General features: G+C 65.7%; 22 protein-coding genes. 6 read left to right on the top strand and 16 right to left on the bottom strand.

The features are described from left to right. Complete coding sequence (locus GGR13_RS02505; protein WP_183211873.1) at positions 1 to 837, top strand: S1 family peptidase; 837 nt, start codon at positions 1 to 3, stop codon at positions 835 to 837. 3 nt (positions 838 to 840) lie between these two features. Here the strand turns inward: GGR13_RS02505 and GGR13_RS02500 are convergent, their stop codons facing one another. Then, positions 841 to 3699 (bottom strand): M16 family metallopeptidase, encoded by a 2859-nt coding sequence (locus GGR13_RS02500; protein WP_183211872.1) that lies wholly within the window; start codon positions 3697 to 3699, stop codon positions 841 to 843. A gap of 151 nt (positions 3700 to 3850) precedes the next feature. On the opposite strand from GGR13_RS02500, the gene GGR13_RS02495 reads away from it, so the two are divergent. Beyond that, the gene (locus GGR13_RS02495; protein ID WP_183211871.1) at positions 3851 to 4702 is read left to right on the top strand and encodes an HAD family hydrolase; all 852 of its coding nucleotides are present in this window, start codon (positions 3851 to 3853) and stop codon (positions 4700 to 4702) included. On the opposite strand, the gene GGR13_RS02490 is transcribed toward GGR13_RS02495, so the two are convergent. From GGR13_RS02490 to GGR13_RS02480, 3 genes are read right to left on the bottom strand one after another with little or no spacing between them, the layout of a single operon-like run. Next, a complete protein-coding gene (locus GGR13_RS02490; RefSeq protein ID WP_183211870.1) occupies positions 4703 to 4939 on the bottom strand; it encodes a hypothetical protein in 237 nt (78 codons plus the stop codon). A gap of 52 nt (positions 4940 to 4991) precedes the next feature. After that, complete coding sequence (locus tag GGR13_RS02485; protein ID WP_183211869.1) at positions 4992 to 5861, bottom strand: alpha/beta fold hydrolase; 870 nt, start codon at positions 5859 to 5861, stop codon at positions 4992 to 4994. 54 nt (positions 5862 to 5915) lie between these two features. Further along, complete coding sequence (locus tag GGR13_RS02480) at positions 5916 to 6443, bottom strand: D-glycero-alpha-D-manno-heptose-1,7-bisphosphate 7-phosphatase (RefSeq protein WP_183211868.1); 528 nt, start codon at positions 6441 to 6443, stop codon at positions 5916 to 5918. Between the two features lie 150 nt (positions 6444 to 6593). On the opposite strand from GGR13_RS02480, the gene GGR13_RS02475 reads away from it, so the two are divergent. Then, entirely contained in the window at positions 6594 to 7754 is a 1161-nt protein-coding gene (locus GGR13_RS02475; RefSeq protein ID WP_183211867.1) for a DegT/DnrJ/EryC1/StrS family aminotransferase, read from the top strand. 93 nt (positions 7755 to 7847) lie between these two features. On the opposite strand, the gene GGR13_RS02470 is transcribed toward GGR13_RS02475, so the two are convergent. Then, positions 7848 to 9728 (bottom strand): ribonucleoside-diphosphate reductase subunit alpha, encoded by a 1881-nt coding sequence (locus GGR13_RS02470; protein ID WP_183211866.1) that lies wholly within the window; start codon positions 9726 to 9728, stop codon positions 7848 to 7850. A gap of 349 nt (positions 9729 to 10077) precedes the next feature. Here GGR13_RS02470 and GGR13_RS02465 point away from each other — a divergent pair, with 349 nt between their 5' ends. Continuing rightward, positions 10078 to 10758: a phosphatase PAP2 family protein gene (locus GGR13_RS02465; protein WP_343060281.1), complete on the top strand. Its 681-nt coding sequence runs from the start codon at positions 10078 to 10080 to the stop codon at positions 10756 to 10758. 4 nt (positions 10759 to 10762) lie between these two features. Here the strand turns inward: GGR13_RS02465 and GGR13_RS02460 are convergent, their stop codons facing one another. Beyond that, positions 10763 to 11332 carry a YqgE/AlgH family protein gene (locus GGR13_RS02460; RefSeq protein WP_183211864.1) on the bottom strand — a complete coding sequence of 190 codons (570 nt, stop codon included), beginning with the start codon at positions 11330 to 11332 and terminating at the stop codon, positions 10763 to 10765. Between the two features lie 127 nt (positions 11333 to 11459). Between GGR13_RS02460 and GGR13_RS02455 the strand changes: the two genes are divergently transcribed. Further along, positions 11460 to 11945: a peroxiredoxin gene (locus GGR13_RS02455; RefSeq protein ID WP_183211863.1), complete on the top strand. Its 486-nt coding sequence runs from the start codon at positions 11460 to 11462 to the stop codon at positions 11943 to 11945. A gap of 30 nt (positions 11946 to 11975) precedes the next feature. Here the strand turns inward: GGR13_RS02455 and GGR13_RS02450 are convergent, their stop codons facing one another. The 5 genes from GGR13_RS02450 to GGR13_RS02430 form a co-directional block, all read right to left on the bottom strand. Next, the gene (locus tag GGR13_RS02450; protein ID WP_246347637.1) at positions 11976 to 13817 is read right to left on the bottom strand and encodes an ATP-binding protein; all 1842 of its coding nucleotides are present in this window, start codon (positions 13815 to 13817) and stop codon (positions 11976 to 11978) included. 134 nt (positions 13818 to 13951) lie between these two features. Beyond that, positions 13952 to 14998 (bottom strand): quinone-dependent dihydroorotate dehydrogenase, encoded by a 1047-nt coding sequence (locus tag GGR13_RS02445; protein WP_183211861.1) that lies wholly within the window; start codon positions 14996 to 14998, stop codon positions 13952 to 13954. After that, positions 14995 to 15348, bottom strand: coding sequence for a DUF952 domain-containing protein (locus tag GGR13_RS02440; protein ID WP_183211860.1), 354 nt, complete (start codon positions 15346 to 15348; stop codon positions 14995 to 14997). Before GGR13_RS02440 ends, GGR13_RS02445 begins: the two co-directional genes overlap by 4 nt. Next, complete coding sequence (locus GGR13_RS02435; protein WP_183211859.1) at positions 15345 to 15857, bottom strand: SixA phosphatase family protein; 513 nt, start codon at positions 15855 to 15857, stop codon at positions 15345 to 15347. The genes GGR13_RS02440 and GGR13_RS02435 overlap by 4 nt, the downstream gene beginning before the upstream one ends. 10 nt (positions 15858 to 15867) lie before the next feature. Next, positions 15868 to 16656, bottom strand: a complete 789-nt coding sequence (locus GGR13_RS02430; RefSeq protein ID WP_183211858.1) for a class I SAM-dependent methyltransferase — start codon at positions 16654 to 16656, stop codon at positions 15868 to 15870. A 91-nt stretch (positions 16657 to 16747) separates the two neighbouring features. On the opposite strand from GGR13_RS02430, the gene gloB reads away from it, so the two are divergent. After that, on the top strand, positions 16748 to 17476 hold the full coding sequence (gloB, locus tag GGR13_RS02425; RefSeq protein WP_183211857.1) for a hydroxyacylglutathione hydrolase: 729 nt from the start codon (positions 16748 to 16750) through the stop codon (positions 17474 to 17476). Between the two features lie 2 nt (positions 17477 to 17478). Here gloB and GGR13_RS02420 read toward each other — a convergent pair whose 3' ends face one another. From GGR13_RS02420 to GGR13_RS02400, 5 genes are all read right to left on the bottom strand, one after another. Continuing rightward, positions 17479 to 18216, bottom strand: coding sequence for a DUF4908 domain-containing protein (locus GGR13_RS02420; RefSeq protein ID WP_183211856.1), 738 nt, complete (start codon positions 18214 to 18216; stop codon positions 17479 to 17481). A gap of 99 nt (positions 18217 to 18315) precedes the next feature. Continuing rightward, positions 18316 to 19041, bottom strand: a complete 726-nt coding sequence (gene phbB, locus GGR13_RS02415) for an acetoacetyl-CoA reductase (RefSeq protein WP_183211855.1) — start codon at positions 19039 to 19041, stop codon at positions 18316 to 18318. Between the two features lie 136 nt (positions 19042 to 19177). Next, positions 19178 to 20248, bottom strand: a complete 1071-nt coding sequence (locus GGR13_RS02410) for an NAD(P)-dependent alcohol dehydrogenase (protein ID WP_221230375.1) — start codon at positions 20246 to 20248, stop codon at positions 19178 to 19180. 97 nt (positions 20249 to 20345) lie between these two features. Beyond that, positions 20346 to 21095: a DUF72 domain-containing protein gene (locus GGR13_RS02405; RefSeq protein ID WP_183211854.1), complete on the bottom strand. Its 750-nt coding sequence runs from the start codon at positions 21093 to 21095 to the stop codon at positions 20346 to 20348. A 13-nt stretch (positions 21096 to 21108) separates the two neighbouring features. Then, a complete protein-coding gene (locus GGR13_RS02400; RefSeq protein WP_183211853.1) occupies positions 21109 to 21912 on the bottom strand; it encodes an SDR family oxidoreductase in 804 nt (267 codons plus the stop codon). Between the last annotated feature and the right edge of the window lie 102 nt (positions 21913 to 22014).

Raw genomic sequence — 22014 nt, 5'->3', positions numbered from 1 at the left:
ATGCAGTTTCCCCGCCTCCCGGACTGGACCGTCTACATCGCCGTCGTCGCCGTGCTCGTGGTCGTATCCCTGGGCCGTCGCGAGAATGCGGACACGGCGAACCGGCCGGAGGACGAGGCACCCAGTGAGGCCGAAGGGGCCCTGCTCGGACCCGTGACCCTGTTTGATCCAATGGTCACGGTGAACAACCCCGACACGCCATTCCAGCCGGCATCGGGCACGGCCTTCTCCATCGCCGGAGACGGGCGCTGGGTCACAGCGCGGCACGTCGTCGAGGGCTGCCGACGTCCGGCCCTGGTGGTCGGCGACCGACGCGCGGTCGGTGCCGATGTCCGGTTGGCCGAAAAGGCCGATATCGCCCTGATGATGACCGAGGGTGGGCCCGCGGCCCTGCCGGTCACGGCTGAGCGCCCTTTGCGGCTGGGACAGCGCGCCTTTCATCCCGGCTTTCCCCAGGGCGAGCCGGGCGAGATCACCACCCGCCTGCTGGGCCGCGAGATCCTGCGGGTCCGCGGACGCGGTGCGCGCGACGAACCGGTTCTGGTCTGGGCCGAGGTGGGTCGGTCCAAAGGGCTCGACGGCACCCTCGCGGGGCTGTCCGGCGCTCCGGCGATCGATTCGCGCGGGCGTGCGATCGGCGTGACCATCGCCGAGTCCCCGCGGCGCGGGCGGGTTTATACGACCGCGCCGGAAACCTATGGCCCTGCCATCCGGGGCGAACAGCGCCCCGACGAACGGGTCCTGGCCCAGGACATCACGACCGACAACTACGGCGAGGTTTCCGAACAGCTCAGGCGCGACCTGCGCGTGGCGCAGGTCGTCTGCCTGTCCGCCTGATCCCTATTTCAGGGCCGCGCTGTCCAGATCGAGATCGGCGAGCGGGATCACCTCGACGTTCGGGTATTTCGCCCGCAGTGCCTCGATGAACTGGGCGGCATCGCCGACGATGACCAGGCTGGCCTGTTCGACCGGCAGGTGTTCGGCAAAGGCTGCCTGCATCGCCGGGCCATCCACGGCCTCGACGCTGGCGGCATAGGTGGCCAGGTCGCTCATGGGGATGTCGTAGAGGGCAAGGCCCGCTACCACGCCGCCCAGACCGTCGACCGTCTCCAGCGACTGGCCAAAGGCCCCGGTCAGGATGGCCCGCCGCGTCGTCAGTTCGCTCTCGGTCGGCTGAGTCGTGCCCAGACGCCGGACCTCGGCCAGGATCAGGTCCGCGACCTCGACGGCGGCATCGTTGCGGGTCTGGGCCGAGGCCGTGAAGAGGCCCTCGTCCCGGCGCACGCCCAGTGACGAGCGCGTACCGTAGCTGAGACCCCGCTTGATTCGGATTTCCTGATTGAGGCGCGAGGTGAAGCTGCCACCCAGCAGGGTATTGCCGACGGTCAGCGGGAAATAGGCGTCGTCCGAGCGGGGAACGCTGCGCAGGGCGACGGTCACCGCCGCCTGACCGGCACCCGGCTGGTCGATGACGACCACGCGCGGGGCGAGGGCTGCACCGGCCGGATCGGCCGACGGCGTTGCGGCCTCGCCAGGGGCCTGCCAGTCGCCGAAGGCCTGCTGGGCCAGCGCCCGGGCGGCGTCCGGCGTGATGTCGCCCGAGAACACCAGCGTCGCCTCCGATGGCCGGTAACGGGACCCGTGGAAGGCCGCGACGTCGGCGCGCGTCAGGCCGGCGATGGTCGTCAGCGTGCCCCCGCCCGGAGCCCCGTAGGCGGCATCGCCGTAGATGACGCGGCTGGCGGCCTGACCGGCCACCGGACCCGGGGTCGACAGGGCGATCTTCAGGGAGTCGAGGGTCTGGGTGCGTTGCCGCTCCAGTTCCTCTTCCGCAAAGGTCGGATTGCGCACCAGGTCAGCCATCAACGCCACGGTCTGGGGGAACACGTCCGACGGGGCATTGGCGAAGACATTGGTGAAGTCCGAGCCAGCCCCGGCCCCGATCGATGCGCCCAGGGCCTCGATCTCGGTCGCAATCTCGGGGGCCGAACGGGTCGTGGTTCCCTGGGTCAGCAGGGCGGCCGTCATGGAGGCAACGCCTGCCTTGCCATTTCCGTCGTCGGCGGATCCGGCGTCGAAGCTCAGCCTTGCCGAAACCAGCGGGAGCCCCGCCTTGGGCGCGACCAGAACCCGCAGGCCATTGTCCAGGCGGAAGTCGGCCACGGCGGGTGTCGTCGGTGACACGGCCTCGGTCACATCCGGCAACGGTGCCCGCTCGGCCTCGGGCAGCAGGGTGAACAGCTGGCCGACGGGGGCCAGGTCGGCGACCTTGACCGGGGCATCGACGTTCAGTGTCTGCTGCGAGGTCGGATTGGCCTCGTCCGCGGCCAGATAGCGGAGGGTGATCGACCGCTCCGGCGTCAGATAGCGGTTGGCGACCCTCTGCACATCGGCGGCCGTCACGGCCTGGATCGACGCGATCTCGCGGTCGGCATAGGCAGCGTCATTGCCGTTGATCAGGGCGAACCCGAGCACGGTCGCGCGATCGCCGATGGTCTCGCGGTTGCGCAGGGCGTCGGCCACCAGCTCGTTCTTGGCCTCGGTCAGTTCGGCGTCGGTAACGGGCGCGTCGCGGAAACGGGCGATCTCGGCCGTCAGGGCGGCGATGCCCTGATCCGGGGTCTTGCCACCGGCCAGGATCGAGAAGGCGTATAGCGCCCCGGCCTGCTGCGAGAAATCGGCGCTGGAGCCGATCGAGGCCGCGACCTGCTGGTCATAGACCAGCGAGCGATACAGGCGCGAGCTTTCCCCGGTCGACAGGATGCCGTCCAGCACGGTCAGGGCCGCCCGGTCCTCGCCCACATAGGGGATCGTTGGCCAAGCCATGACGACGGCGGGCAGAGGGACGTTGGGCGCATGGAAGGTCGCCTCGCGCGGTCCGGTCGGCTCGGGCTCCTTGACGTCATTGACGGGCAGGGGCCGGTCCGGGTTCCTGATCGGGGCCAGATACTGGTCGACCCAGCCATTCAGCTGCGCCTCGTCGAAATTGCCGGCAACGATCAGGATGGCGTTATCGGGCCTGTAGTAGGTCGCATGGAACCGGCGCACGTCCTCGATGGTCGCTGCGTCCAGATCCTCGATCGAACCGATCGTCGTGCGGCGATAGGGATGCTCCTGATAGATCGTCTGGGGCAGGAAGACGCTGAACAGTCGGCCGTAGGGGCTGGCCAGGACGCCCTGGCGGTACTCCTCCTTGACCACATCGCGCTCGCTCTCGAACACATCCTCATTGACGACCAGCGAGCCCAGACGGCTGGCCTCGGCAAAGATCAGACGCTCCAGATGGTTGGCCGGGATGGTCTCGAAATAGGCCGTGACGTCATCGCTGGTGAAGGCGTTGTTGTTGCCACCCACGTCCTCGGTCAGACGGTCGAAGGTCTCGTCCGGGAAATCCTTCGTCGCCTTGAACATCAGGTGTTCGAACAGGTGGGCAAAGCCCGAACGGTTGGCGGGGTCATCCTTGGATCCCACGCGGTACCAGACCTGGACCGTCACGTTCGAGGTCGAGGTGTCACGCGCCGTATAAACGTCCATGCCATTGGCCAGCGTCCGCTTGACGAACCCGAGCGGCGGCACCGCGATGCCGGCCGGAGCGGCGGCCTGGGCTTCGGCAGCCGGGGCGAGGGCGTGAGCCGGGACGGCCCCCAGGCCGATGACAAGCGCCGAGGCGGCGGCGGTGGCGAGGAGGCGGAGTTTCATCGGCGGATATCCATGATCCCGGATCGGAGAGCCTGAACCCTAGCAGCGATCCACGCCCACGCATCTTACGGAGATGTAATGTCCCGTTTCAACGGGCGGTCTCGCAGGCTATGGGATCGGCAAGACCGCTTGCGAGCGCTGGACCCTGCCGATGGCCGCCCCCCTGAAGACCGCCCTGATCTATGACTTCGACGGCACCCTCGCGCGAGGGAACATGCAGGAGGTCAGCTTCATCCCCTCGGTCGGTATGGAGAAGAGTGACTTCTGGGCCGAGGCCGAGAGCCTGACCCGGGCGGCCGATGGCGATGGCATCCTGATGTATATGCAGCTGATGCTGGACCACGCCCGGCGCAACGGCACCCCGATCACCCGGGCGATGCTGCGCGACCATGGCCAGGACGTGAAACTGTTCGACGGGCTCAAGACCGACCTGACCGGCCTCGGCTGGTTCGACCGGATCAATGCTTTCGGACAGCGGTACGGCCTCGACATCGATCACTACATCGTCTCCGCCGGGCTGGAGGAGATGATCGACGGCTGTCCGATCCGCGACGCCTTCCACCACGTCTTCGCGTCGAAATTCGTCTATGACGCCGACGGCGTGGCGATCTGGCCAGCGGTCGGCGTCAACTACACGACCAAGACCCAGTATCTTTTCCGCATCAACAAGGGTGTGCTGAACCACTGGGAGCACGAGCGGATCAACCGCTTCATCCCCGATGATGAACGGTCCGTCCCCTTCGACCGGATGATTTTCATGGGCGATGGCGACACCGATGTTCCCACCATGAAGATGATGCACACCAAGGGCGGCTTTTCGATCGCCGTCTACGATCCGCGTTCGGACGAACGGGACCAGAAGAAGATCTACAGCCTGATTTCCGAGGACCGGGTCAATTTCGTCGCCGCCGCCGACTATCGCGAGGGGTCGGCGCTGGACCTGATCGTGAAGGGCCTGATCGGACGGATCGCCGTCAATGCCGGGCGCATGCCCGCCGACTGATCAGTCGTCGTCGTCATCGTCAGGCGTGGCGGCCACTGCGTCCTCGCCCTCGGGCGCGACATAGTTGGCCGTGCACAGCTTGCGCAGGGCCGACGTCAGGGAACCGCCATACAGCCGGTCCTGAACCCGCTCGTGGCCCTCGGCCTGAAGCTTGACCTTGATGTCGCCGACCGTGCGGCAGGTTCCGCTTTCAGCCAGCTGATAAGCGCGTTCGATCGTCGTGGGTCGGAAAGTCATCGCGGATAGATAGAGGCTTGACCGGTGAAATGCGAGCCGGGTCCGTTCCTGCTCATGCGACGCCCGCCAGGAACTCGAAGATGGCGCCGCGCGCCTCGGGTTCATGGAGCATCGGGGCGTGGCCGATTCCGGGGACCTCGGCATAGTCCATCGTGGGCGCGGCCTTGCGCATCTTCGCGGCGATCTCGGCGCTCAGCAGGTCCGACGTTGCGCCCCGGATCAGCAGGGTGGGCCGTTTGCGGGCCAGTCGCCTGAAGAATGGCCAGAGGGCGGGCACGAGCGCCTTCGCCCCTGCCGCCCGGATCGGCACGGCGATGTCGGGATCATAGTCCAGCACCGGCGCGCCCATCGTGCCTTCGCGGAAGGTCCGCCGGGCGAAGGCTTCCCAGTCGGCGTCGGTGTACTCGGGAAAGGCGACGGCATTGATGCGGCGCGCATAGACCGCAGCATCGGACCAGTCGTTGATCTCGACTGGCTGGCCGGAATAGGCGGCGATCCGGGCCAGACCCTCGGGAGACACCTCGGGCCCGATGTCGTTCAGAATGGCGGCGGCAATGGCTTTCGGCCGGATCGCCGTCAGCGCCATGGTGATCAGCCCACCCATCGAGGTGCCCATGAAGACAGCGCGTTCGATGCCCGTCTGCTCCATCAGGGCGATCACGTCCCGGGCATAGACTTCGGGGGTATAGGTCATGGGATCGGGGGCGCGGTCCGACCGGCCCCGCCCCCGGACATCGATGGCCAGCACCCGCCGCCCGCTCTGGGCGATCAGCGGGGCGATGACCTCGAAATCGGCGCTGTTGCGGGTCAGTCCATGGATCGCGATGACCGGCAGACGGGCCGGGCCGGGCCCCGGCGCATGGTCGCGCGCGAACAGGGTCAGGCTGTCGGACGAGGTCCACTGACGTTCGGTGAAGGGCATGACGCGACTCTCGGCTGGGGCACACAACGTCCGGTGCGTCGCCAGCTTATTTCATCAAGCGACGAAATGCGATGCGATCCGATCCCCGACGAACTCCGACAGATCACCGCCCGTGAACAGATGACCCACCACCCCGGCCCGCCGCGCTGCCTCCAGATCGCTGTCGCGGTCCCCGACGAGGTGTGATCGCGACAGATCGACGCCATGGTCCCGTGCCGCCCTCAGGATCATGCCGGGGTTGGGCTTGCGATCCGGATGATCGGGATGGCGAAAGCGCGTCTCCACGGCTTCAGCATGGAACGGACAGGCATAGACCGCGTCGATCCGCCCGCCTTCTGCCGCCAGCCTCTCGACCAGCAGGGCATTGAATGCCTCCATCTGTTCAAGGCTGAACAGGCCGCGGCCGACGCCGGACTGGTTGGTGACGATGATGGCCAGGGCACCCGCTGCATGGATCGCCGCAACGGCACGGGCCGCCCCGGAGATCAGAACCAGGTCCTCGGGCCGATGCGGATAGCCGCTGTCCTCGATCAGGACACCATCGCGATCAAGGAAGACAGCGGGGCGGGACGAGGGGGTCATCTCCCATCGCATAGTCCGCTCCGTTGCAAGCCGCAACGCGATGTGACCCCTTCAGGCCGCCGACTTTGATAGAGGGCGCAACCATCGTAGCCTGCTGCTTCGCCATCCTGCCCGGGCATGATGACGGCCGGCCGCCAGAAGGAGTTTTCCATGTCGCTTCCCTTCATCGATCTCCAGGCCCAGCGCCTGCGTCTGGGCGGCAAGATCGAGGCGGCCATCATGGAGGCGGTCGAGGGCGGGGCCTATGTCATGGGCCCCCAGGTCCGGACCTTCGAGGCTGATCTTGCGGCCTTCGGTCAGGCGAAACACGCGCTTGGCTGCGCCAACGGGACCGAGGCCCTGGTCCTGCCGCTGATGGCCTGGGGCATCCGCCCGGGCGACGCCGTCTTTGTGCCCAGCTTCACCTTCTGCGCCACGGCCGAGGTCGTGCCGTGGCTGGGGGCCACGCCGGTGTTCATCGACATCGATCCCCGGACCTACAACATGGATCCCGGCCACCTTGAGGCGGCCATCGAGGCGACGATCGCCGAAGGCAGGCTCAAGCCCCGGGTCGTCATCGCCGTCGACCTGTTCGGTCAACCCGCCGACTATCCGGCCATCAAGGCCATGTGCGACAAGCACGGGCTGAAGCTGATCGCCGACTCGGCCCAGGGCTTTGGCTGCACCATCAACGGCGATCATCCGCTGAAATGGGCCGATGTCACGACCACCAGCTTCTTTCCGGCCAAGCCGCTGGGCTGTTACGGCGACGGCGGAGCGGTGCTGACCGACGATGACGACCTGGCCCAGGAGATCGACAGCTATCGCGTCCACGGCAAGGCGGTGGCCAAGGACCTGGTCGGCCGCACCTTCGAGCACGATACCAAATATCTGAACATGCGGGTCGGCATGAATTCGCGCCTCGACACGGTCCAGGCGGCGGTCCTGATCGAGAAGCTGAAGGTCTTCGGTCATGAGATCGAATGGCGCACCCGGATCGCAGCCCGCTATAACGAGCTGCTGGCCCCCCACGTCGCCGCCGTGCCCCACCTGCCGGCGGGCAATGTCTCGAACTGGGCCCAGTACACGATCGAACACCCCGACCGTGACGGTCTGGCGATTCATCTGAAGGAACAGGGCGTGCCCTCTGCCGTCTATTATCCGATCCCCTGCCACCTCCAGCCCGCCTACCAGCATCACCCGCGCGGGCCGCAGGGCCTGCCGGTGACCGAGGCCAAGAAGGACGTGGTGATCAGCCTGCCGATGCATTCCGATCTGGACGAAGCGACCCAGGACCGGATCGTCGCCGCCGTTGCGTCATACAAGGGTTGAAGACCCGGCCTTGATCATCCGCCAATACGATCGCAGCCGCCGCGTTGCCGCGACGGCTGTGATTTCCTGGGGCCGTTCAGGCTCCGGGTGGGCCTACTGGCAGGCCAGGCACTCGTCGTAATCGGTCCGGGCGGCCGAGAAGAGGTCCGGCTGGTTGGGATCCGGCTCGACCTCGGCCTTGTCCTCGGCACCGGCGAAGGCTGCGCGCTGAACCGACTTGGAGCGCAGGTAATACAGGGACTTGACCCCCCGCTCCCACGCCGACCAGTGCAGCATGTGCAGGTCCCACTTGTTCACATCGCCCGGGATGAACAGGTTGATCGACTGCGCCTGGCAGATTTCCGGCGACCGATCCGCCGACAGTTCGATGACCCAGCGCTGGTCCAGTTCGAAGGCGGTCTTGAAGATGCCTTTCTCGTCGTCGGTCAGAGACTCCAGATGCTGCACTGATCCTTCGTTTTCGAGGATCGAGTTCCAGGTCGCATCGGTGTTCAGGCCCTTCTCGTCCAGCACCCGCTCCAGATAGGGGTTCTTGACGGCAAACGAGCCCGACAGGGTCTTGTGCGTATAGATGTTGGCCGGGATCGGCTCGATCCCCGCGCTGGTTCCGCCGCAGATGATGCTGATCGAGGCGGTCGGGGCGATGGCCAGCTTGTGGCTGAACCGCTCCATCACGCCGCGTTCGGCGGCGTCCTCGCAGGCCCCCTTTTCCTCGGCCAGCTTGACGCTGGCCTTGTCGGCCTCGCGGCGCAGGTGCTTGAAAAGACGCATGTTCCAGGACTTGGCCATGGCCGACTCAAAGGCCACGCCCTGGGCCTGCAGGAAGGAGTGGAAGCCCATCAGCCCCAGTCCGACCGACCGCTCGCGCTTGGCCGAGTAGACGGCTGCAGCCATTTCCGGCGGCGCGCGGGTGATGAAGTCCTCGAGCACATTGTCCAGGAACCGCATCACGTCCTCGATGAAGCGGGGCTCCTCGCGCCACTCCATGAACATCTCGGCGTTGACGCTGGACAGGCAGCAGACGGCCGTCCGGTCGATGCCCAGATGGTCGGGGCCGGTGTGCAGCATGATCTCGGAGCACAGGTTCGACTGCTTGACCTTCAGGCCCAGGTCGCGCTGGTGCTGCGGCATCTGCCGGTTCACGGTATCGGAGAAGATCAGATAGGGCTCGCCGGTCTGCAGGCGGATCTCGAGGATCTTCTGCCACAGGCTGCGGGCGTCGACGTTGCGGATCACCGCATTGTCCTTGGGCGAACGCAGGGCAAAGGTGTCACCCGCCCGGACAGCCTCCATGAACTCGTCGGTGATGTTGATCCCGTGGTGCAGGTTCAGCGACTTCCTGTTGAAATCGCCCGAGGGTTTCCGGATCTCGAGGAACTCCTCGATCTCGGGGTGGTGAACGTCGAGGTAGACGGCCGCCGACCCGCGACGCAGGCTGCCCTGGCTGATGGCCAGCGTCAGCGAATCCATCACCCGGATGAACGGGATGATGCCGCTGGTCTGGCCGGCGCCCTTGACCTTCTCGCCGATGGAGCGGACGCCGCCCCAGTAGGTGCCGATGCCGCCGCCGTTGGAGGCGAGGGAAACGTTCTCGTTCCAGACGCGCTGGATGCCGTCGAGGCTGTCCTGAACCGAGTTCAGGAAGCAGGAAATCGGCAGGCCGCGCGCTGCGCCGCCATTCGACAGCACGGGCGTCGAGGGCATGAACCACAGCTTCGACATATAGTCATAGACGCGCTGGGCGTGGTCCGCGTCGTCGGCATAGGCCGTCGAAACGCGGGCGAACATGTCCTGATAGCTCTCGCCGGCCAGCAGGTAGCGGTCCTCCAGTGTCTTCTTGCCGAAATCGGTCAGCAGATCGTCGCGCGAACGGTCCAGCTGGATCGAACGCACCACCTTCAACTGGGGTCGGTCACTGGTCGCGCCGATTTCCGACGCAAAATCCACAGTCTTCAAAGCCTCGCTGGGAGCCATAGTCGTCTTTGCCCTGAACAAATCGGTTGATGAGCCGCCCCCGCCGATGACCACATGATCTAGTGGCTACCGGCGATGCCCACACCACCTATAGGGCGCAGATGGCTAACGACCCGTCAACGGGATTGACGATCACTTTCTGGGCGAATCGCCCAGACAAGACGGGAGAAGCCTGTGGAAAGACCGCGACGTCAGCGTGACGCTAGGCTATCGTGCGAGATCACGAACGCGTGATAATGATACCTTCGGAACGGGGCAGCAGCTTGGCCGTTAGCGCGCCATGACTTTGAACGGACTGATTGTCTTTTCCAGACGGGCGCTCCGCGTCGCGAGAACGGAATTTGCTGCGTTGAGCGCGATCTTCGTGATCGCCCTTGGCATCGTGGTCTTTGTCGAACTGGCCGACGATATGACCGAGGCGGACGGCCGGGCTTTTGACTGGATGATCCTGTCGATGCTGCGTCCAACGGCCACACCGGACAATGCCTGGGGACCCTGGTGGCTGGAAGAGGCTGCCGCCGATCTGACCTCGCTGGGCGGGATCGCTGTCCTGGGCCTTTTCGCCACGGTCGCGGTGGTCTTCCTGCTGATCCAGCGCAAGCGTCTGTCCGCACTGCTGCTGGTCCTCGGCCTCGCCGGCGGCGTGGCGCTGAGCGAGGGACTGAAAGCCGTCTTCGAACGGGAGAGACCGCCCGAAGCCTATCAGGCTGTCGACACCATCAACGCCAGCTTTCCTTCAGGCCACGCGCTGTTGTCCGCCGTCTTCTACCTCAGCCTCGGGGTGATGCTGACCCGTGCCTTTCCCAGGCACAGGGTCAAGGGGTTCGTCCTTGGCGTCGCCATCGTCATCACCCTGCTGGTGGGCGTGACGCGGGTCTATCTCGGCGCTCACTGGGCGACAGACGTTCTGGCGGGCTGGAGTGTCGGGGCGGCCTGGGCCATGGCGCTCTGGCTGGTCTCCTACGCCGTCGCAAGACGCCAGATCGTCCACCACGCGCCGCTTCAGGACGAAGGGGCGACAATCCGCTAGGCGGTCAGGCGCGACCGGCCTGTCCCGAAAGCCGTGCGGCGTCGACGCCGATCCGAGCGAGGGCTCGCGCCCATTTGGTCTCGTGCTCCCGATCGAAGATGAGATCATTGTCGGGGTCGGACACCAGCCAGACATTCTCGGCAAGCTCGTCCTCGAGCTGCCCATCCCCCCATCCGGCATAGCCGAGAAGCAGGGTTGCACGCCGGGGTCCGGTCTCGGGATCAACCATGGCCACAAGGGCCTCGCGTGTCGCCGTCATGGCGAGTGCCTCGCCGAAAGGTATGCTGGCCTCGCCGGCCGACCAATCGTCGGTGTGCAGGACGAACCCCCGCTCGCGCTCGACAGGCCCGCCGATCATCACGGGCACACCGTGGGCCGATGACGGTGCCGGCACATCCAGCTTGGCCAGAACAGCCTTCAGATCGACCATGGGGGCTGGGTGGTCCAGACGCAGACCCATCGCATGATCGCGCGCATGGGCGCATATCAGGATCACCGCATGCTCGAAGCGTGGATCCCCGATCCCGGGCATCGCCACCAGCAGCCGCCCGGTCAGGGGTGTGAATTGGTCCATGACGGATCATCGTTAACGGCGGACAGGGATGCAAGTGCCCTGACGCCGCGTTCCGGGCCTTGGCGACCCGCCTACGCAGCGCTATGTGCCATCAGCCGCCGCTTGCGCGGATATCCCGGAGACAGTCATGACCATCCAGATCGGCGATCGCCTTCCCGCCACGACCTTCAGCCACGCCACGGCCGATGGTCCCCGGCCGGTCACGACCGACGACGTCTTCAAGGGCAAGACGGTCGCCCTGTTTGCCGTTCCGGGCGCATTTACCCCGACCTGCTCGGCGCGGCATCTGCCCGGCTTCGTCGATCATCTGACGACCTTTGCGGACAAGGGCGTCGATACCGTCGCCTGCGTGTCCGTCAATGACGCGTTTGTCATGAAGGCCTGGGCCGAAAGCCAGTCGATCGGCCTCGACGAGATCATGATGCTCGGCGACGGCAACGGCGATTTCGCCCGGGCCATCGGCCTGACCATGGACGCCAAGGGTTTTGGCATGGGCGAGCGCTCGCAGCGTTACGCCATGCTCGTCAAGGACGGCGTGGTCACCCAGCTGAATGTCGAACAGCCTGGCGAATTCAAGGTCTCCACGGCCGAGCATCTGATCGCCCAGCTCTGAGGCCCAGCCCCTAGGTCGGCTGTCGCGGCCTTAGGCCGCTACAGTCTCGATCCCGGCGTCACTGCCCGACAGGACATGATTCAGGGCGCCGAGCAGGGCCGGTGGCGTGAGTGGCTTCGAGACGAAATAGCTCATCCCGGCGTCCATGCAGGCCGCAATGTCCTCCGGTGCCGTATCGGCCGTGACGGCTATGACAGGGACCCCGGCATTGGGGCCGGACCCTGCACGGAGGCGGCGCGTTGTCTCCCGCCCGTCGAGTTCAGGCATCCGTACGTCCATGAAGATGACGTCGAAACTGCCGGTTTCGCAGAGTCGCAGCGCAGCCAATCCGTCGGCAGCCGTGGCAATGTCGCACCCGAGGGGCGACAGAATGAGCTCAACGGCCCGTCGGTTGATGTCGTGGTCGTCCACGACCAGCACCCGCAATGGGCGGTCTTCCTGTGGATCCGGCTCACTTTCGTTCTCATGGAAGACGGGCGCGGCCTCCGGGATTGGGCGAGGCCGGGGCGTTTCGGTCGTCGCGGAGCGGGCCGCACCGGCGGGCAGGTTTGAAAGCGCCCGGGCAATCATCCCGCGATCCTCCGCGATGCGCTCCGCCCGGGGCGTCTCCACATCCAGGGCCGGCTCGAGCACGAGCGACAGGGTGAAACAGGCGCCGACACCCGGCGTGGCGCGGGCGGTCAGGCGCCCGCCCATCAGTTGAGCCAGATCGCGGCTGATGGCGAGGCCGAGACCAGAGCCACCATGCAGGGCACTGATGCCATCTGCCGTCTGGTCGAACGGGGTGAACAGGCGCGCCAGCTGGTCGGCCGTCATGCCGGGACCGGTATCGACGATCTCGATCAGAACCGCATGGCCAGACGGTTCGTCGGCCCAGGCCCGGAGCCGCACGGTGATCGCGCCTTCCCGGGTGAATTTCACGGCATTCGAGATCAGGTTGTTGAGGATCTGACGCATCCGCATGGCGTCGCCGCGGACCCAGGTCGGCACATCGCGCGCGCCCTCAAGCCGCAATTTGAGGCCTTTCGCCCGGATGGGGCCCTGCCAGAGCCGCATGGTCTGGGCCAGCAGGCTCCGCAGATCGAAATCTGTCGCCTCGACGGTCATCCGGCCGGCGTCCAGCTTGGCGTGGTCGAGCAGATCGTCGAGCATGGCCTTCATCATGCAGCCGGCGTCCGTGATCAGGGCTGCCTGAGCCCGGGCATTGCCGTCGCTGGCTCCCCGCTCGAGTTCGGCGGCACCGGTCAGGATGGCGCTGATGGGGGTCCGCAGATCGTGCCCGACGGCCGCCAGGAAGGCCGCGCGGCTGGCCATGGCGGCTTCAGCCTGAACCCGCTTCTGGTCGGCTTCCAGTCGGGCTGCGCTTTCGGCCATCCGGGCCTTGGTCATGTATCGCCAGGTGCTCAGGCAGTAGGCCGCGAACACGATGATGGCGATCGACATGGCGGTCACGATCGTGGGGTCCGCGCCGTTCATCACCATGAAGACGGGCTGTGCTGCGAGATAAAGGAACTGTGGCGTGATGGTGATTGCCAGCACGCGCATCGAAGAGGGCGAATTGACCACGGCGTAGATCGCGCCCGACGCCAGCAGGATGGCCGCACAGATGCCGCCCATCGCCCCGCCGTTCAGCCACAGGGGCACGGAAAGCACACCAAAGGTTGCGGCATTCAGGAACAGCAGGGCTCCGCCGATGGCAGATCGGATCCGCCCCATGCGTTCGACGCGTCCGCTGTGAATGGGCTCGAAGACCCACAGATCGGCAATCTGGATCACGAAATAGACGGTGACCCAAAGCGAGCTGAAGACCCAGCCGAACAGGGGGCTGAAAATCAGCCCGATCGCTGCGCCCATTCCGAAACGTTGAAGCATGGCGCTCCGGCGGCGCCGAACGGCGGCGGCCCAACTCACCGGGAGATCGCCATAGGTCTCCGACATACACGTCCTCGCGCCCGGGCACGTAATGCCCCTTTGGCCCACCATGGCAGGCTTGCCCTAACGCACCGTCAACGGCGTTGCAGGGGCCCCGCGGCCATGGCTTCGGCAATACTGTTCAGACCGTCTGCGCGAAGACAGGCCGCGAGGTCGCGCTTGATCCTTCCGACCAGTCCGGGGCCGTCGAAAATCAGGGCCGAATACAACTGTACGGCACAGGCCCCCGCGCGAATGCGGGCATAGGCATCCGCTCCGGACGCGATACCGCCGACGCCGATCAGGGGCAGGCGACCCTGCGCAGCCTCAGCCGCATGCCTGAGCGCCGTCTCCGCCCGCGCACGGAGGGGGGCGCCGGACAGCCCACCCGCTTCGGATGCAAAGGTCGAGCGCAGGCTGTCCGGACGATCGAGGGTCGTGTTCGAGACGATCAGTGCGTCGATCCGGTGGGAGAGGGCCGCTTCGACGATCATGACGATTTCGGCTCCGGTCAGGTCGGGCGCGATCTTCAGGAACACAGGGGTCTTGCCCGGCCGCGCCTCGGCGACCCGCCCCAGGAGATCGTCAAGCGCCTCGCGTCCCTGCAGGGCGCGCAGGCCGGGCGTGTTGGGTGACGAGATATTGACGGTGAAGTAGTCGCTCAGACCGGCAAGACGCTGCAGGCCGGTCACATAATCGGCGGCTCGGTCCTCGGTGTCCTTGTTGGCCCCCAGATTGGCCCCGACCACCGTCTTCGCCGGCCTGACCGCCAGATGCCCGGCAAATGCGTCGAGCCCGGCATTGTTGAACCCCATCCTGTTGATGATGGCCCGGTCCTCGGACAGTCGGAACAGTCGTGGTTTGGCGTTGCCCGGCTGCGCCAGCGGCGTGACGGACCCACACTCCAGGAACCCGAAACCAAGGCGTGACAGACCGGCCAGCGCCTCGGCATTCTTGTCCAACCCTGCGGCCAGACCGATCGGGTTGGAGAGCGGCAGCCCGGCCACGGACGTTGCGAGGATTGGCTCGTCGGCCCCTGTCCGAGGCAGGGGAACGGACTTAAGCGCCTGGATGGCAAAAGTGTGAGCCGCCTCCGGATCCATCCGCCGCAGCAGTCCGGCTCCCAGATCCGAAAGGTTCACAGTCCGGCTCCGTCTTCAAAGATCAGGGCACCGGCTTCGTCGACCTTCAACGATCGGGCCGACTTTACAGCGCTGACCGGCAGGGGGCCGTAGATATGCGGAAACAGGGCCCCGCCGCGGGAGGGCTCCCAGACGACTGTGCCGCCCAGAGTGCCAAGATCGACGGCCAGCAACAGAAGGTCGGTCTGACCGGCGTAGTATTTCCGGGCCGTTTCAAGAAGCGTGTCTGCGCCCGACAGATGGATATAGCCGTCCGCCAGGTCCACCGCGGATCCGCCATAGGGACCGGTCGCGTTGGCGGCTTCCCATTCTTCCCGGGCAACCAGCTTGTAGGCAACCGGAGCGCTCACTCGTCAGCGCCGCCGCCGAAGGCCTTGGGCGTCAGGAAGCCGTCATAGGCGCAGCGCCCGGCCACATCGACCTCGAAGATCGCGCAGGCCCCGGTGGGGAAGCCTCCGGACATTTTGTCCAGGACGGAAGGCGAGGCCGCACTCTCGACGAGATATTCGACCGCCAGAAGATGGATGCCCGGATTATGGGCCAGCACCAGCAGACATCCCGCCTGCTCCTCGGCCGACTGGACCAGCCTCCGGATGATATCGGACGGGGCATTGTACAGCGTCGGCTCCAGCCGGACTTCCACGTCGCCAAAGGCGTCGTGCATGTCGTCCCAGGTCTGGCGGGTACGCGTTGCGGTCGACACCAGGGCAAGGTCAGGTCGCAGCCCGCGTTCTGCCAGGACCCGGGCCATCAGGGCTGCATCGGCATGGCCTCGCTCGAGCAGGGCCCGGTCGCGATCCGTCCCGGAGGCCGGGACACGCTCGGTCTTTGCATGGCGCATGAGGATCAGACGGTGCATGGCCGGGCCTTTAGAACGGTTCGTCGGGCGCATCCACCCCGTCCGTGCCTGATCCGGTCCGGCCGAGATCGGTCACTGGACGCGTGGCTGGCTGGGGCAGCAGGGCCGGTGACGTGGCCCGGGCGCGCTGGGTCAGTCCGCCCGGACGGATCCGGGCATAGGCGTGCCGCGATGCCTCCAGCAAAATCAGTCCCGCAGCGCCCGGGATGAGGCGTCGTCCGACCTGCTCGAAGCCGTCGGCAAGTCCGAGCAGCGGCGGCCATGGCGGCACATACAGCGTCTGTGACCACGCGGTTGGTTCCAGCCCGACCTGGCGGACCAGTCGCTCCAGCTGCCCGCGGGTGAAGGGGCGGCCATGACCAAAGGGTGTGGCCTCGGCGCGGGCCCACAGTCCGCCTCGGGCGGCCGCCACAAGAATGATCCGTCCGGCTGGCGAAAGGGCGCGGACCGCTTCGGTCAGCAGGGCTGCCGGATCGTCGGCTTCTTCCAGTGCGTGAACCAGAAGGACCCGGTCGAAGGCGCCAGCGGCGAAAGGCAGCCGGCGCTCGTCGACCAGCAGGGTCCGGTTTCGACCGGTGACCGGCCACAGTTCCACGCCCTGTCCTGCCGGCATCGCTGCAACCACACGCCGCGCCCCGACAAAGGCGTCCAGCCATGGCGTGGCATAGCCGATGCCCAGGATGTCACTGCCATTGGCCTCGCCCCAGGCATCATCGAGCCGTCGTGCCAGCAGACGCCGGACCAGCGTGCCGGTCGGCTCGCCGTAAAAGGTCCTCAGATCGTCGATGCCGCGCCGCATGAAGGGACTATAGGCTGTTCGCGGCCGTTCGTCGCTGAAGCAATCCGGGCCCCCATCTGCTATCCGTTTTTCTCGTGAAGAGAGCTTGCCGATGCCCCTGGACGTTCATCTGTTCCCCTGCCTGAGCGACAACTACGGCTTTCTGGTCCGTGATGCGGCCACCGGAACCGTCGGGTGTGTCGACACGCCGGACGGCGCGCGGGTGCTGGAGGAACTGGAGCGGCTGGGCTGGGGTCGTCTTGACCTGATCCTGAACACCCACTGGCATCCGGATCACACCCAGGGCAATGCGGCGGTCAAGGCTGCGACCGGTGCAGAAATCGTCGGGCCAGAAGAGGTGCGCCGCGCCGCTCCGCTGGACCGGGTGATCGATGGCGGTGATCGGGTGACGCTCGGCGAGACGGTATTCGAGGTGACGGCCACGCCGGGCCACACCCTGGGCCATGTCGTGTTCCGCAGCGCCGCTGACGCCATCGCTTTCGTGGGCGACACCCTGTTTCCGCTCGGTTGCGGCCGGCTGTTCGAAGGCACGCCCGATCAGATGTGGGATAGCCTGAAGACCCTGTCCGCCTGGCCTGACGCCACGGTTCTGTACGGGGCTCATGAGTATACCGCTGCCAATGCCCGGTTTGCCCTCAGCCTGGACGCCCGGCCTGAAATGGCGGCGCACGCGGAGGCGATCTTTCTGGCCCGGTCGCATGGCGAACCAACCATACCGACGACCCTGGCGGTCGAGAAGGCGTTCAATCCGTTCCTGCGGTCAGGCGATGCGGAGGATTTTGCCCGACGGCGAGCGGCCAAGGACAGCTTTTCCGGCTGATCCTACTGGGTGGGCTCGAAGGCCCGGATGATGCGGCTCGACGAAGGTCGACCGCTGATGCCCTGGGCCGGATTGACGACGACCCGTAGTTCCCCGCGATTGAACGTAGCCGACATTCGCCCGCCTTCGACGATGGTGATGCTGCGAAGATTGGTCAGGCGATCGCGCATCGTCGCAGACCGTGCCATTCGAAGAACCGCATCGGTCGATATGATCAGGGCCTCGACACAAAGGGCTTCCGACTGGTCACCGAACAGGTTGATCCTGACGGTGCGACCCAGGGCGGTGGTGATCAGGCCACTGCGAATGGCCATCAGCTGGAACAGCTTCTCCGGCCCCAGTACCGGCAGGGCCAGGGACGTGGCCGGACCCACCATCGAGGCCGGCGTGCCATTGGGCGCGCGCACGGTGTAGAGCGTCATTCCGCCCTCGGGCGAGACCCTCAGGACCCGGGCACCCTCATCGTTGCGGTAGATGATGTCGCCACGCGGCGCGGGCGTGGGTCGCAGCACCCAGGTTTCTTCCCGGCGCTCGAAACGGAACAGCGGCCGGGAACCGGACCGGTCAAAGATGAAATTCTCGCCGGTCTCGGATGCATATCGACCGGTCGGCGGGAGCGTGCGGGTCGCGCCTGATCCGGCGAGCGCCCGGCTCTGTTCGGCCTGGGCGTTGCTCCGGACCTGGGCCAACGAGGGCGTCGCCACGAATGCCGGTGAGATGGCGACGGCGAGACATGCCATTGCCATTCTGGTCGGCGCGGACGCCGATCTGACCCTCACCCTGGAACTCATGACAACAGCGGTGCAACCGCACATCGGCGGATTTTGGGCAGACCCGGTTCAGCCGACCAGATACTGACCGCCGTTCAGCGACAGGGTGCATCCTGTGACATATCCAGCACGCTCGCCGGACAGCCAGGACACCATGTCGGCGATCTCCTCGCCCTTGCCCAGTCGCCCGACGGGGATCTGGGCAATGATGCTGGCCAGGACCTTCTCGTCCATGGCCCCCACCATTTCGGTGTCGATGTAGCCGGGCGCGATACAGTTCACGGTGACGCCCTTGCGGGCATTCTCGAGCGCCAGGGCCTTGGTAAAGCCGATCATGCCGGCCTTGGCTGCCGAATAGTTCGTCTGGCCGACCTGCCCCTTCTGGCCGTTGATCGACGAGATGTTCACGATGCGCCCGTAGCCCCGGTCGCGCATGCCGTTGATGACCTGGCGTGTCATGTTGAACACGCTGTCCATGTTGACCCGGATCACGTCCGACCACTGGTCCGAGCTCATCTTGTGGAAGAAGCCGTCGCGGGTGATGCCGGCATTGTTCACCAGCACGTCGATGGGCCCGAGCTCGGCCTCCACGTCGGCGACGGCGCGGGCACAGTCGTCGAACGAGCCGACATTCCCCTTGACGACCATCACGCCGAGTTCGCGGGCCGTGGCCTCTGCGGCGTCGCTGTTGCCGGAATAGCCCGCAGCCACGGCCATCCCGTCTTCCTTGAGCCTCTGCACGATCGCCTTGCCGATGCCGCGCGTGCCGCCGGTTACAAAAGCCACTCGTGCCATGTGCATTTCCCTCTGTGTGTTTCCGGATGCGGTCCTCCTTGAGGCGGAAGATCCTGCGGTCCAGATAGGCCTTAGCCGGGAAGCCAACGCGCGAGAAGCCATCACGGGTAATCCCCGTGATGGCTTCTTCGATTTATCAGGCTGCTTCGGCCATCTTGGAGACGTCGATGACAAAGCGGTAGCGGACGTCGGACTTCTCCATCCGCTCATAGGCCTCGTTGATCTGCTCCGGTGCGATCGTCTCGATATCGCAGGCGATGTCGTGGGCGGCGCAGAAGTCCAGCATCTCCTGGGTTTCGCGGATTCCGCCGATCAGCGAACCCGCGATCGAACGGCGACGCCACAGCAGCCCCATGGCGAAGACCGGCAGGCCCTCGGTGGTGAGGCCCAGCATGACCATGGTCCCGTCCTTGGCCAGCAGCCCCACGTGGTTCGAGATCTCGTGGGTGGCGGACACGGTGTTGATGATCAGATCGAAGCTCTCGCCCGCCGCCTTCATCGCGGCCTTGTCGGTGTTGATCAGGAAGTGTTTTGCGCCCATGCGCTCGGCGTCGGCCCTCTTGCGGTCCGACGTCGACAGCACCGTGACCTCGGCTCCCATGGCCGCAGCCTGTTTGACGGCCATATGTCCCAGGCCGCCAAGTCCGATCACGGCGACCCGCGATCCTGGTCCGATGTTCCAGTGCTTCAGCGGTGAATACGTGGTGATCCCGGCGCAAAGCAGGGGCGCTGCTGCATCCAGCGGCAGGCTGTCGGGGATGGTCACGACATAGTTCTGATCGACCACGATGGCGGTCGAATAACCGCCCTGGGTGATGGCCTGACCCACTTCGGCACCCTTGGGATCGGGCGATCCATAGGTCTGGGTCATGCCCGGGACGCAGTACTGTTCCTCACCGTCTTGGCACGGCTGACACTGGCGGCAGCTGTCGACCATGCAGCCGACCCCGACCCGGTCACCGACCTTGAAGCGGGTCACATTGGCCCCGACCGCCGAGACGATCCCTGCGATCTCGTGGCCGGGCACGATGGGATAACGGGTATTGCCCAAGTCGTTCTTCACGATGTGAAGGTCGGAGTGACAGACGCCAGCGAATTTGATGTCGATGGCCACATCGTCTGCGCCCGGATCGCGACGGTCGAAGCTGTAGGGGGCGAGCGGCTGATCGGAAGCGGTCGCGGCGAAGGCGCGGGTGGCGATGGGCATGACGATGTCCTTGAAGCTTTGCAGGGCGGCTGCCGGAAAGTGTGGCTGCCGATGACGATCCGCAAGGGAACGCCGTGCGGATCGGGTCGGTTGCCGCCTAGCCGAGTTTCGCGATCAGCGCCTGGGCTGCCGCCGGATTGCGGATCTTTGCCCCCGAGATGAAGTAGGCGAAGACGTCACCGCGCCTCGCCCATGCACGGGTACGATCCGCAATCACGTCGAGCTCTTGCGACGTCATGCCGGTCGGCTCGGTCTCACGGCTCGACATCAGCCGCGCATAGGTAAAGTCCGCCGTCGGCTGGTCGATCCGCGGCCATTCGGGAGCCTCGTCGTCCTCGGCATAGACGATGGCCATGCCGTATTTCGCGGCCAGATCATAAAACTGCGGCACATCGAAACTGCCGTGCCGGACCTCCAGCGCGTGGCGTAGCGGCAGACCGTCCTTCTCCTGGGGCAACAGTTTCAGAAAGCCCTCGAAATCCTCGGGGTCGAATTTCTTGGTGGCCATGAACTGCCAGTTGATGGGGCCCAGCTTGGGGCCGAGCCGCGTCAGCCCCTGATCCAGAAACCGGTCGAAGCTCTCCTTGCCTTCGGACAGCACCTTGCGATTGGTGCAGTAGCGGCTGGCCTTGACCGAAAACACGAACCCGTCCGGCGTCTCGTCGTGCCACTTCAGCCAGCTGTCGGGCTTGAAGGTCGAATAGTAGGTGCCGTTGATCTCGATCGAGGAAACTCGGGCTGACAAGAAAGCAAGTTCCTGTTTTTGAACAAGCTTTTCGGGATAGAATACGCCGCGCCAGGGCTCGAAGGTCCATCCGCCCACACCGACCCTGATGGCCCTGCTCATATCAAATCCCTCATCATGTCCGTTCAGGCGCCAACGCTGTACCGGCAAGCAGTCCCCCGTCGAGGTTCAGCTCCGATCCTGTCATGTAAGTGGCCTCGTCGGAGGCCAGCAACACCGCCAGGGCCGCGACTTCTTCGGGCCGACCGAAGCGGCGCATCGGTGTATCGCTTACAAGATCGGCCATGCGCTTTTCCCGTTCCGGGCCAACACCGAGCATGGGCTCCCACATGGGGGTCAGGATGGCTGCCGGGTGGATGGAGTTGCAGCGGATCGCAAGGCCCTGACCGGCACAATAGAGCGCAACCGTCTTCGTGTGATTCCGGATCGCCGCCTTCGACGACGCATAGGCCGCCGCGCCCGGGATGCCGACGAGACCCGACCGGGATGAAAGATTGATGATGGATCCTGCGCCTGTTGTTCGCATGGCCCGGATGCCGTGCTTGCAGCCCAGGAAGACCCCATCGAGGTTGGTCTCATGGACACTGCGCCAGTCGGCGAGGCTGGCATGTTCCGGGTCATGGGCGACGGGCCCTCCCTCGAACCCCGTGATGCCCGCGTTGTTGACGATCACGTCGATCCGCTTGTGGGCAGCCAGGACATCATCAATCACCGCTTCCCAGTCGCTTTCCACACGCACATCCAGATGGCGATATCCGGCATATACGCCGAGCGTTTCGGCCAGCGCTCGGCCTGCGTCGTCGTTGATATCGGTCAGATAAACCATGGCCCCTTCGGCGACGAAGGCGCGGGCAACAGACGCACCGATTCCCTGCGCTGCACCCGTCACCAGAGCAATCTTGTCCTTGAGCCTTGTCACTCGTTTTTCTCCCGTTCCATGGGATCCATAGGTCGTTCGGGAAACAAACTGCAACGTTCCCTGCTGGGCGGGAACGGTCGAGTGCCGATCGTCGAATTCGAG

Origin of the sequence: Brevundimonas variabilis (assembly GCF_014199945.1) — a bacterium.
GTDB classification, from domain to species: Bacteria; Pseudomonadota; Alphaproteobacteria; order Caulobacterales; family Caulobacteraceae; genus Brevundimonas; species Brevundimonas variabilis.
This window is presented reverse-complemented; position numbering and strand designations above follow the sequence as displayed.

What these genes read in the sequence shown, in the direction of transcription:
- GGR13_RS02505 (WP_183211873.1), top strand. Translation starts at nt 1, where the DNA reads ATGCAGTTTCCCCGCCTCCCGGACTGGACCGTCTACATCGCCGTCGTC.
- GGR13_RS02500 (WP_183211872.1), bottom strand. Translation starts at nt 3,699, where the DNA reads ATGAAACTCCGCCTCCTCGCCACCGCCGCCGCCTCGGCGCTTGTCATC.
- GGR13_RS02495 (WP_183211871.1), top strand. Translation starts at nt 3,851, where the DNA reads ATGGCCGCCCCCCTGAAGACCGCCCTGATCTATGACTTCGACGGCACC.
- GGR13_RS02490 (WP_183211870.1), bottom strand. Translation starts at nt 4,939, where the DNA reads ATGACTTTCCGACCCACGACGATCGAACGCGCTTATCAGCTGGCTGAA.
- GGR13_RS02485 (WP_183211869.1), bottom strand. Translation starts at nt 5,861, where the DNA reads ATGCCCTTCACCGAACGTCAGTGGACCTCGTCCGACAGCCTGACCCTG.
- GGR13_RS02480 (WP_183211868.1), bottom strand. Translation starts at nt 6,443, where the DNA reads ATGACCCCCTCGTCCCGCCCCGCTGTCTTCCTTGATCGCGATGGTGTC.
- GGR13_RS02475 (WP_183211867.1), top strand. Translation starts at nt 6,594, where the DNA reads ATGTCGCTTCCCTTCATCGATCTCCAGGCCCAGCGCCTGCGTCTGGGC.
- GGR13_RS02470 (WP_183211866.1), bottom strand. Translation starts at nt 9,728, where the DNA reads ATGGCTCCCAGCGAGGCTTTGAAGACTGTGGATTTTGCGTCGGAAATC.
- GGR13_RS02460 (WP_183211864.1), bottom strand. Translation starts at nt 11,332, where the DNA reads ATGGACCAATTCACACCCCTGACCGGGCGGCTGCTGGTGGCGATGCCC.
- GGR13_RS02455 (WP_183211863.1), top strand. Translation starts at nt 11,460, where the DNA reads ATGACCATCCAGATCGGCGATCGCCTTCCCGCCACGACCTTCAGCCAC.
- GGR13_RS02450 (WP_246347637.1), bottom strand. Translation starts at nt 13,817, where the DNA reads ATGCTTCAACGTTTCGGAATGGGCGCAGCGATCGGGCTGATTTTCAGC.
- GGR13_RS02435 (WP_183211859.1), bottom strand. Translation starts at nt 15,857, where the DNA reads ATGCACCGTCTGATCCTCATGCGCCATGCAAAGACCGAGCGTGTCCCG.
- GGR13_RS02430 (WP_183211858.1), bottom strand. Translation starts at nt 16,656, where the DNA reads ATGCGGCGCGGCATCGACGATCTGAGGACCTTTTACGGCGAGCCGACC.
- gloB (WP_183211857.1), top strand. Translation starts at nt 16,748, where the DNA reads ATGCCCCTGGACGTTCATCTGTTCCCCTGCCTGAGCGACAACTACGGC.
- GGR13_RS02420 (WP_183211856.1), bottom strand. Translation starts at nt 18,216, where the DNA reads ATGGCATGTCTCGCCGTCGCCATCTCACCGGCATTCGTGGCGACGCCC.
- phbB (WP_183211855.1), bottom strand. Translation starts at nt 19,041, where the DNA reads ATGGCACGAGTGGCTTTTGTAACCGGCGGCACGCGCGGCATCGGCAAG.
- GGR13_RS02410 (WP_221230375.1), bottom strand. Translation starts at nt 20,248, where the DNA reads ATGCCCATCGCCACCCGCGCCTTCGCCGCGACCGCTTCCGATCAGCCG.
- GGR13_RS02405 (WP_183211854.1), bottom strand. Translation starts at nt 21,095, where the DNA reads ATGAGCAGGGCCATCAGGGTCGGTGTGGGCGGATGGACCTTCGAGCCC.